Below are 10,942 nucleotides of genomic sequence, written 5' to 3' on the forward strand. Positions count from 1 at the left end.
CTATTATAAGAGGTTTATCCTTTATATCTGTGTATAAAAGTTCTTCCACGCTGTATTTTTCTAGCATATTTAGAAAATCCTTTTTGCCTTCCTTATTGTCTGTTTTTATAAACACATCTGAAAGAACCTCTATAAGCTTATCTATATCATCGCAATTTATCATAAAATCTATTATTTTAGCCAAATTATTTATAACTCGTCTTTTATTCTTTGAATTTGGTCCAAGTTCTTCAAATTCCAATTCTTCTCTTTCAAGCACTTTGGCGACTTGACTTACCTGCGCATTATAAGGTACTAATATACCTATACTTTTATCTGGATATTTGTTTTTTATTCCCTTTACATATCTGACAGTCTTTTCTATCTCCTCTTCAAATGTCTTGTACCATATAGCGCTTATTTGATATCCGTCTGGCTGTGGATTTTCCTTGTATCCTTGTCCTTTCTCTACTGTTTCTATCTCGATTTCCTGTAGGGCATCTCTACATTCAATCTGTTTGAGTTCATTACATACGAATTTTACAAGGCTGTTGGCGAGATTCAAAATATCCTTTGAGCTTCTATTAGACATATTCATCTCATAGCAGTACTCTGCCTCCTGCATAAATTGTTTAAAAAACTTAGGATCTGAAGATGAAAATGTCCCTGTTATACTTTGGTTAATATCTCCAACTCTGACTAAATTATTGCTCTTTTCACAGATTAATTTGATTATCTTTCCTTGAATTTCATTCGAATCCTGGCACTCATCCTCGAATACATATCTATACTTGTTTTGGAATTTTTCCCTCAAGCCTTCATCTACACATAAAGTCTTATATGCGTAAATCAACAAATCGTCGTAATCTAAAAGACCATTTTGTTTTAATTTTTTATCGTATTCCCTATATATAAAGCTTATTATTTTTAAAACTCCCTTATTGCTATAGGTCATCTCGTCTAGCTTTTTAGGAGTAATATCGTTGTACTTTAGAGAGCTTATTGCACTTGATACCAAATCAAAGAATCCACCCTCCCAAGCATCTAGCTGTCTTTCGTACCAAATTTGATTTTTTTGTTCCTTTAAAAAATATCTATACGCAGTCTCTCCACCACTAGCTCTAAATGTGTTTATACAGTCGTTTAATATCATAGTCTTTTGAAGCTCGTCAGCTATGTTGAATTCATCACTTAGCATCATGACCTCTGGTTTTTCCTTGATTATCTTAACTGCAAGCGAATGTATTGTCATGACCTCAAATCCATTTGTAGATTCTATTCCCTTTTCCTCTAGAATTTTCTTTATTCTACCTTTAAAGTTGTTTACTGCGCTGTTCATATATGTGAGAATTAAAATTTTCCCCTTTTCATTTTTGTTTTCAGTCAAAAGCTTAGCTACTAGATTAGTTACTATAAATGTTTTGCCGGCACCTGGTACTGCTGGCACTGCCATAGTACCCTCGCTGTAGTTTATTATAGGTATTTGGTCTTTTCTATAATTTATATCACTCAAAACTTTCATCTCCCTTGTCAATTAATCTAAGTACTAAGCTGTACAACCCGCTTTCTTGGATATAGCCGTTTATGGAATAATCGCTTTTATACGCATACACATTTTCACAGGATTTTAGTAGATTATACACAGTGTTATAAAGGTAGTACTTTTTATAATCGTCTTCTATCTCGCTAGTATAAACCTTGTTCTCTTCAAATGATTTTTTCAAAACTATTGGATTTGATAAATCCCTCTCGATTTTCATATTCCAAGCATTACTTCCTATATCTACCCAAATCTGAACCTTTCTATTTATCCTATTATATATATACGAAAAAGGCGTGCTTATCAACACTTTATCCTGTGACTTTATATCTTCTATGTCTCTAGATACAAAATAATCCTTTATAAATTTCTTTAGAGAAATTAAGAAAACCTCCTCCTCGCTCTTGTTTTCCTTCAAGTCCAATTTATCTAAGCACTCTGTAAAAGCTTCACTCTCTGAAACTATATTTTTACAAATCGATACGTTTTTTCTGCCCTCTTTTAAATTTAAAACCTTATCTATGTAGAATTTTATTAAAAATTCTCCTATGCTTAGATTTTCAGCTCTCTTTTCTTCTATATATTTTATTATCTCTATATAGGATTCCTCTTCATCCCTATTTTTGTATATTTTACATGATTTTATTCTATTTACATCAAATAGAATTTGAATAAAATTTATAAACTCCTCCTCCTTGACATGATTTTGGAGCTTGCAGAAAATTGCAACTGCAACATATAAAAGATTTCCATATGGGTAGTCTATTATTTTACTGTCTTTTTTGGTACTTAAAACATCTATATCGATTTTTTGTAGTTCAGTTGAAATGTCGTAATCTAATACAGGTGTATTAACAGGGGTTATTACGCATATATCTCCTTTAGATACACCGCCTTTTACTAATTCTTTTACTTTGTCTGTTATTTTCCCTATCATCTCACTGTACAACTGACTCGACTGATCTAGCTCTATCTTCGCAGGCATATTTATCAAATCAAAAATACCTATGTTTGAGTAATATTGATCTTCTTCAAGTAAATTATCACATACATATTTGAGGTCGTTTTTTATAAAAGAAGAAAAATACTTATTACTGTCTAAATAAAGATATATTTCCTTCTCTCTTTTATCAAAAAAATCTATTAGCAAAGCCTGACTCACACTTATATTTTGTAAATCATCCACAAATAGGTAATCATATCTATTAAATAACTGCTCTAAATAAAGCTCGTCCTTTAACAAATAATTATTGTATAAATACACGCTGATGCTGTCATCTACCATAGAATTTTTGAGCATCTCATCCATATATTCACCTATTATCTCGTCCATTTGTATATATGAAAACAAATCTACATTTTCCTTATTTGATTTTGAATTATAGAGCCTTTGACCTATAGCTTTGTAATCTATATCATTATAGATAGCATGGTCTAGATTATTCACAATACTAGAAGCTATGGATCTGTTAGTCCCCGTAATATCTGTAAAGTAATTTTTTCGATTTCTCTTATCTGCTACCTTTGTTTCAAATATATACGTCTTTAAATTAGTAGATATAAAAATTGGAGACAAGCTTTTATTTACTATATCTTTACAAGCACCAGATATAATAGGCCAGTACTTTGTAATCTCCTCTCTTATAAATTGGCTGTAGGTACATATTTTAAGCTCTTCACTTAAATCCAAGCTCATCTGTCTTATGTAATTTAATCTAATCACATTATTGTCGACTAGCATCAATATATTATTTGATTTAAAATTGTTGTTTTTTATTGTTTCTAAATATTTTTTTACGATATTTTTTCTATCCTCTAAGCTTGTAAATAAATTTTTCACGCCATCACCTTCTCTCAAAAGATTAAAGCCTGCATTTAGCAAGCTTTGACCTCTTATATTTATTAAAGTACTTCTTTAAATAAATTCAAAACATTTTTATAGAATATATGTTCTATTTCATTTTCCGTAAATCCTTCTTTTTTCATTTTTTTCGCTAAAATTTGCATTTTTGATGCATCCTCTACTTCAACTCTACAGTCAATTCCATCGAAATCACTTCCCAGACCTATACATTCAATTCCACCTATATTTTTTATGTATTTCATATGGGCTATCATATCGTCTATTTTTGCATCAGAATTAGAAGTTGCATTCTTATCTAAAAAATAAGAATAGAAATTAATTCCCATAACTCCGCCTCTCTCAGCCAGCTTTCTTATCATATCATCTGTCAAATTACGTCTATTGTTACACAATCCTCTGGCATTTGAATGGCTAGCAACAAAAGGCTTTTTAGTATTTTCTAGTATATGGTAAAAGCCTGCATCTGATAAATGCGAAACATCTATTATAATTCCTAAGTTTTCCATTTCTTCTATAAATTCAAATCCTGTTTTCTTCAACCCTCTATCCACAACTAACTCGCCATCTATTATTTCATTAGGAAATCCAAGCTCGTTTTCATAATTCCAAGTCAGAGTCATCATCCTAACGCCTAGTCTATAAAAATTTCTAAGAATACCTAAATCACCTTGACAGCAAGCACCTTCTTCTATAGACAAAAGAGCCGACATTTTATTTTGCTCTAAGTTTCTCAATATATCCTGATACGACAAAACTAATCCTATGTCGTCCTTATTAGCTTCAATCTCATTGTGAAATAAATCTATAATCTTCAAGCATTCAGATAGGGGCTGCTCTGCTTTCATATTCGTATACGCAGCAAATACTTGAAGCATGTAATCTCCTTTTTTCATCTTTTCTATATCAACATGTAAATTATTTCTTCTCAAATTTGCACGAGAATCTAATCTTTTACAATCTAAAATTTCCTTCATCGTATCGCAATGCATGTCTATTACCTTCATACTAAGTTCTCCCCTCAATCACTCTATTTATTTTTCTTATAAATTTCAAAGCTCATATCCTGTATAATTCTCTCAAATTCTGGTACATTTACCTCATTACTCAAGAAGCAAATTATAAAAGGCTCTTTCCCCAAAACTATGCCTACATCATGTGTAATACCCGTATCTTCACCAGTTTTATGAGCTATTTGAACCTTATTTTCTCCAGAGCTTAAGAAAAATGGTATTTTGCCGTTTAATCTTTGATTCTTTAAAACCTCTAGCATTTTAGCTGAAGCTTTTTTAGATACTAGAGTTCCATTATAAATTTTTTCTAGTAATAAAGCCATATCTTCAGCGCTTGTATAATTTTCCAATCCTTTACTAGCGCCTACAGAATCGAACATTTTGCGCTTTAATACAGTGTTCTTTAACCCATTTTCCTCGATAAAATTATTTATATTTTCTATTTTACATCTATCTATCAAAATATTTGTAGCGTAATTATCGCTCAATATTATCATCAAAGTGTATAAATCCTTTAATGTTACCTTTAAACCTTGATCCATATAATTTAAAGCGCCACAAGAAGGAACCTTGTCTACATCACGAGTAGTAAATATCTCTTGTTCATTTATTTGTCCACTTTCTATTTCTCTGAAAACCTCTCCTAAAACAGCTAGCTTTATCAAACTAGCGGCAAGCATTGGCTCCTTTTCATTATATTTAACCACTTCTCCTGTAACTAAATTTTTATAATAAAATCCTACTTTTCCATTAATTCGAGATAATCTCTCCATAATTTCCTCCCCCAAAATTGTATTCAATCAATATAAATACTATTATATCCTATAAATAATACATTTGGACGGACAAACTGTACATAATAATGTACGCAAAAAAACTTCTTAATTATAAGAAGTCTTTGTAAACAAATAAACTGCTCTTCTGTTTAAAAGAAATTAATTTTTCCTTTAAAAAGCTAAATACAGCACCTAAAACAACAAGTAAAACACTAAAATTTATAAGAAAAACCACATATCCAAGCGATACATTCACAGAAAAATCAGTTATAAAGGACATTGTAGGCATAAAATAAAATTGCATCATCCAAATAGCCCAATAAGCTTCATCTATTACATAATGAGTATAGCTTGCAAAAAACAATAAAAATATTCCAAAGCTGGAACCTAAAATTCCCACAATAAAAGCTTCCTTCAAATTCAACCTATATTTATATCCTACATAAAAATTATATCCCAAGAAAATTTCTAAAAATAAATATCCTATTAAATTGCTGGCTTCTCCATAAGGAATTAATTTAAAATAAAAAAATGACAATATACATATAATTAAACTTCCAAAAAACAGCTTTCCACCGTATTTAATTATCCTCTCCATAAAGCCACCTCTAATCCCTTTATTTTAATATATTCTTAAAATAAAGGGATTGTGACTATTTTTTCTTATGTCCAAAATATATTAAATTATAAACATCGCAGCTATTGTAGTTACAACAAATCCTATAATTATAGGTTTGAAATTTCTCTTAGCTAGCTCTATTGGACTTACTCCACAGATTGCAGCTGCTGAAATCAATCCCCAAGGAACTAAACATCCTCCACCTGTCCATATACCTGCTATTTGACCTAATGCACATAGAGCACCTACACTACCGTCTATAGCTGTTCCAAATACATTCGCAAGAGAACCAACTAACGATATTCCCGAAAATCCAGATCCATCAAGACCTGTTATAGCTCCTACTACAGTTTGTATACTGCAAACTGCAAATCTATTGAGCGGAATAGTATTTGATAGTGCTACACCTATATCAGATAACAAGCCCTGTGAATTAGCTGGCAATACTTCTCCTAAAATAGAAGTCATAGGCGCCACTTCTCCCATATAGAAAAAAGCCGCTATAGGAATTATCGCCGCAAATATCTTAATTCCAAACACGAATCCCTCGATTATATTTTCACACGTAACATCAAAGCATTTCTTCTTGTGATTCATCAAGTTGATTACTATGATTAGAAGCACTGCTGTACCACCTAATAAAGCAGATGCATCTCCTCCTTTTAAATCCAATACACTCATCGCTACAATATCTAGTATAAATCCAATTAGCACTAAAAATGTAGCTATCTTGGCATTTTTATTGAACTTTTTTATCTCCTCGTGTTCTACATTTTTCAGCTCTTCTCTAAACATTCCTTTTTTCAAATCTTTTCTAAGACCCCAAAACGCAACAGAAATAGTGACTACTGCCATAATCCAATACAATGGCATACCTTGACTTATTACTTCATGTACTTCAATTCCAGCGGCACCTGCAGTAATAGCTGGCGCTCCTTGAATTACAAAGTCAGTAGATAAAGCCAACCCATGACCAAATAAATTAAGAGCCATTGCTACTCCTATTGCAGGAAGTCCAGCCTCCATTGCTACAGGCAAAAAAATCGCTCCAACTAAAGCCACAGCTGGTGTAGGCCAGAAAAACCAAGAAAGCAACATCATAGCTATCCCTATTATAAAAAATGCAGTAGTAGGATTTTTTATAAATCTAGAAAAAGGTTTAATCATATAATTTATAGCGTGATTTGTCTCAAGTGCTTTCGATAAAGCTACCATTATAGATATGATCAATATTACAGGGCCAAGTTCCCCCAAAGAAACAATAAAAGAATTAAATACTGCTCCTAATGACCCTGCAATATTATTACTATAAAATAACCCCAGACAAAATACTCCTAAAACACAAGGTACTACGGTGTCCTTTTTCATAATCATAGTTATAAGAATTACGATTATGAACAAAATATAAATATAATGCGCTCCTGTCATATACTCTATTCTCCTTTTAAATTTTTAGATAATAGTATTATATGTTTATGTTAATTTTTGGTTACATTTTAATAATTCTATAGTAAAGGTAAACAATTTATACTTTTTTTGATATAATCTAGTGTATATCAAAATAACTTTAAGATTTTTTAATAAAGTCTAAAGGTGTTTGTTCAAATATATAAAGAAGGGATAAAATTTTATGAGAGAAGAATATCAATTAATACAAAAAAAAGAAATTTTAAGATTTGCTCTTTTTCTAGGCGAGTTGATGTTGACTAACGGTGTAGAAACCTCTCGTGCTGAAGACAGTGTTTTAAGAGTATGTGCTTCTCGTGGATATAGACATATTAATGTATTTACAACACCTACATGTATAATAATTGCAGATGATAAATTCGATGGATTATCTTTTATGAGAACGATAAAGCGTAGAGGGATTGACTTAAATAAAATAGATTTACTAAATACTGTATCTAGAAAATTCGTCGAAAATCCAGATATGACTACAGAAGAAGCTATTAATGAGCTTAAAAAAATAGCTACTCTTCCTCCACCATATAATATAATTCCATTTTATGCGGCAACTGCTGTTGCATCTGCTTGCTTTGCCTACTTATTAGGTGGTACAAGTATTGCCGACTTTTTTCTTACTATGATAATATCAGTTGTCGGAACTATTATATACAATGGAATTTTAAAGATAAACTCTATGATGTTTATATCCACTTTAGTAGCGTCATTTGCTATAGCTACTTTTGGAGTTGCATTTTGTGAAATAGGAATTCTACAAGACCCCAAAATGCTTATAGTTGGCTCTATAATGCCACTGCTTCCTGGAGTTGCGTTTGTAAAGGGACTTAGAGATTTGATATCTGGCGACTTAGTTTCTGGAGTTTCTCGTGTGTTCGAGGCATTCTTAATCGCCGCTGCAATAGCTCTTGGCGTCGGTTCTGTACTTGATTTTTGGATCAGATTTGGAGGTTAATATAGATGAGTTTTTGGGATTTAATAACAAATTTTATATTTTCATTTGTTGCAACAGTAGGATTCTCCATATTTTTTAATGCACCGAGAAAATCATTAATTCCATGCGGTGCAATAGGAGGTATCGGATGGTCAACCTATATCGTGCTGTCTAATCTTACAAAAGTGCCTCTATTTTCTATGGTCATAGCTTCAGCTGTTATTTCTCTATCCAGTGAGATACTAGCTCGTAAGTTAAAATATCCTGCAATCAGCTTTATAATTCCTGGGATACTTCCACTAGTTCCAGGGATTGGACTTTACAACACAATGTATTCACTAGTCCAAAAAAATTATGTAGAAGCTGTAGCAACTGGAACAGATACACTACTAAAAAGTGGTGGTATAGCAATCGGAATTCTTATAATCACATCTTTGACTAAGACGTATTATATACTGCTTGCAAAAATTAAAATTAGAAAATATAAACAAAATATGAATACAGATAAAATTTAAAAAAAGGAGCCAAACCCGGCTCCTTTTGTACATTTATATACTAAACTATTCTAACTATTACAGGAATATACTCTCTGCTATCTCTGTATTTTTGGTCATTTTTCTTCAAGTAAAGATAACTTAATAATGTACATAACAATCCACATGCACCACTTATTACTTCTAATGGTCCTTTAAATGAAATGCTATTAAGTACAAAGAAGCTAACTGCTGTTCCTAAAATTAAAAATATAAGTGGCATTACATATGCAAGCATTGTAGCCTTCATTACTTTTACAGTTTCCATACTAACTTCTACATGATCCCCTACTTTAGCTCCTATTTTATTATCAACTTCTACGACTAAATCTTGAGTTTCTGAAGATAATTTTGCGCACTTTCCACATGATGCACATGCAGAATGACGTTGCATAATCATTTTAGCAGTCTTATCATCTACTATTTCAATTATAAATCCTTGTTGATTCATCGAGATTTCCCCCTATTTTGTAAATTTCTTGATAGTATCCATTAATTCTTTAATTATAGCTTCATTGTCTTCTTTATCGCCGTGTTTTAAACTATTAGATACACACCCTTTAATATGATTTTCAAGTATAATTGCTCCGACATTGTCGATTGCAGATCTTACAGCCGATATTTGCACTAGTATATCTACACAGTATCGATCATTTTCAATCATCTTCTGTATGCCTTTTACTTGGCCTTCAATTCGCTTAAGCCTCCTATTAAGTGCAGCTTTGTCATTTCCTTTAGCTAATTTTTTTTCATTCATTATTTACACCTCTTACTAGTGATATATATTATTATACCATTAAAAGTTCCAATTTAAATGTTTTTATTTTAACGTACTATATCGACAAAAAAACGCAATAAAATAAGACTCACAAACTGAATTAATGTTCTTTTATTATTCACAAAAAAAGAACCTTTTTCTTCGGTCCCAAAAAAATCTATAATATGTATATTCTCTGTCTAATATTTCCGTACGATTATAAATAACCCATATTACAGTATTTCTCTCCCTCCGAAAGAGCATGTATCATTTTAGGCAGGTCTCCTGGCTCGGAATCATTCTACTAGCTTCTCCTTCCCGATTTAACAGTGGAGCTAAGTTCTCCAAAACCTTAAGCTTTCGTCATCCTTACAGTAGCGGGGGCTGCTGCGGCTTTTCACCACATTCCCTTTTAAGTATTGTTAAAATACACCTTGAACAATATTCAATTTATGAATCTTATCCTATAATTTTATCTACACAACAGGGTGTGTACTTAATTATACCTTTTTTTACTAATTTTTTCAATAATTACAATAATTTTGAGATATATTATTTTTTAATCTCTATTTTGCATATATTCAAATAAGGTTATATTGTGATAAGTTTCCTCTACATCTATTAAATTAGATAATGTAACCCCTAATAATCTTATTTGTAGATTATCATCGTCTATATTTCTAAGTAAATTATATATATTTGTTCTTATATCTTCATGTGAGCTTATTCCAGAATTTAAGCTCGTACTCCTAGTTATCTGAGTAAAATCCTCAAACTTTATCTTAAGAGTAACAGTTTTCCCCAATTTATTTAAGTATTTAATTCTGTCGCTAACATCTAGACATAATTCGTCTAATATATCGACTACTTCCTCCTCGTCGAGTCTGTAATTGTGATCTAGAGTAATTTCTGAGCCTACAGATTTTCGCTCTCTATAAGGCTCAACAGGTCTATTGTCTATTCCTCTCGCAAAGTTATAATACTGATATCCCTTACTTTTAAAAATTTTCTCTAATTCGTACAAGCTCAATTGGCGCAAATCATATCCATTTTTTATTCCTATTCTCTTCATAGTCTTAGAAGTTACTTTTCCAATTCCAAAGAATTTTTCTATAGGCAACTTATCTAAAAATTCTTGGGCATCCTCTGGCATTATAACAGTAAATCCGTTTGGCTTGTTGTAATCTGATGCTAGCTTAGCCAAAAATTTATTATACGAAACTCCTGCCGAAGAGTTTAGTCCCGTCTCCATCAGGATATCTCTTTTTATAAATTTTGCTATAGTAGTCGCGTATTTTATTGGTATTTTGGGATCTGTGACATCTAAAAATGCCTCATCTAAAGAAAGAGGTTCGACTAAATCTGTATATCTATGGAATATATCCCTTATTTGATTAGATACTTTTTTATATACGTCAAATCTAGGTCTCACAAAAATTGCATACGGGCATCTCTTTTGAGCAATTTTT

11 protein-coding genes and 1 riboswitch are annotated in these 10,942 nt (G+C 31.5%); of the genes, 2 read left to right on the plus strand and 9 right to left on the minus strand.

The window, feature by feature from the left end; genetic code table 11:
• The 6 genes from ACI3VO_RS14965 to ACI3VO_RS14990 form a co-directional block, all read right to left on the minus strand.
• Positions 1–1,501 (minus strand): UvrD-helicase domain-containing protein (locus tag ACI3VO_RS14965; protein WP_439758684.1); only part of this gene is annotated, 1,501 nt, incomplete at its 3' end.
• Positions 1,485–3,401 (minus strand): hypothetical protein, encoded by a 1,917-nt coding sequence (locus ACI3VO_RS14970; protein ID WP_439758685.1) that lies wholly within the window; start codon positions 3,399–3,401, stop codon positions 1,485–1,487. The genes ACI3VO_RS14965 and ACI3VO_RS14970, both read right to left, overlap by 17 nt.
• 20 nt (positions 3,402–3,421) lie before the next feature.
• Positions 3,422–4,387 (minus strand): dipeptidase, encoded by a 966-nt coding sequence (locus ACI3VO_RS14975; RefSeq protein WP_439758686.1) that lies wholly within the window; start codon positions 4,385–4,387, stop codon positions 3,422–3,424.
• A gap of 23 nt (positions 4,388–4,410) precedes the next feature.
• Positions 4,411–5,166: a serine hydrolase gene (locus ACI3VO_RS14980; RefSeq protein WP_439758687.1), complete on the minus strand. Its 756-nt coding sequence runs from the start codon at positions 5,164–5,166 to the stop codon at positions 4,411–4,413.
• 112 nt (positions 5,167–5,278) lie between these two features.
• Positions 5,279–5,767, minus strand: a complete 489-nt coding sequence (locus ACI3VO_RS14985) for a hypothetical protein (RefSeq protein ID WP_439758688.1) — start codon at positions 5,765–5,767, stop codon at positions 5,279–5,281.
• Between the two features lie 81 nt (positions 5,768–5,848).
• Complete coding sequence (locus tag ACI3VO_RS14990; RefSeq protein ID WP_439758689.1) at positions 5,849–7,216, minus strand: hypothetical protein; 1,368 nt, start codon at positions 7,214–7,216, stop codon at positions 5,849–5,851.
• 202 nt (positions 7,217–7,418) lie between these two features.
• Between ACI3VO_RS14990 and ACI3VO_RS14995 the strand changes: the two genes are divergently transcribed.
• Both ACI3VO_RS14995 and ACI3VO_RS15000 read left to right on the plus strand, forming a co-directional pair.
• Positions 7,419–8,204, plus strand: coding sequence for a threonine/serine ThrE exporter family protein (locus ACI3VO_RS14995; RefSeq protein WP_439758690.1), 786 nt, complete (start codon positions 7,419–7,421; stop codon positions 8,202–8,204).
• A gap of 5 nt (positions 8,205–8,209) precedes the next feature.
• Positions 8,210–8,698 carry a threonine/serine exporter family protein gene (locus tag ACI3VO_RS15000; RefSeq protein ID WP_439758691.1) on the plus strand — a complete coding sequence of 163 codons (489 nt, stop codon included), beginning with the start codon at positions 8,210–8,212 and terminating at the stop codon, positions 8,696–8,698.
• Positions 8,699–8,738: 40 nt separating this feature from the next.
• Here the strand turns inward: ACI3VO_RS15000 and ACI3VO_RS15005 are convergent, their stop codons facing one another.
• From ACI3VO_RS15005 to dinB, 3 genes are all read right to left on the minus strand, one after another.
• The gene (locus ACI3VO_RS15005) at positions 8,739–9,167 is read right to left on the minus strand and encodes a SoxR reducing system RseC family protein (protein WP_439758692.1); all 429 of its coding nucleotides are present in this window, start codon (positions 9,165–9,167) and stop codon (positions 8,739–8,741) included.
• Positions 9,168–9,179: 12 nt separating this feature from the next.
• Positions 9,180–9,473, minus strand: coding sequence for a metal-sensitive transcriptional regulator (locus ACI3VO_RS15010; protein ID WP_439758693.1), 294 nt, complete (start codon positions 9,471–9,473; stop codon positions 9,180–9,182).
• A 258-nt stretch (positions 9,474–9,731) separates the two neighbouring features.
• Positions 9,732–9,925: riboswitch (cobalamin riboswitch) on the minus strand.
• A 107-nt stretch (positions 9,926–10,032) separates the two neighbouring features.
• The coding region (dinB, locus tag ACI3VO_RS15015) for a DNA polymerase IV (protein ID WP_439758694.1) at positions 10,033–10,942 on the minus strand (910 nt) is incomplete at its 5' end.

The organism is Intestinibacter sp. (assembly GCF_051866655.1).
Classification (GTDB): Bacteria; Bacillota; Clostridia; order Peptostreptococcales; family Peptostreptococcaceae; genus Intestinibacter.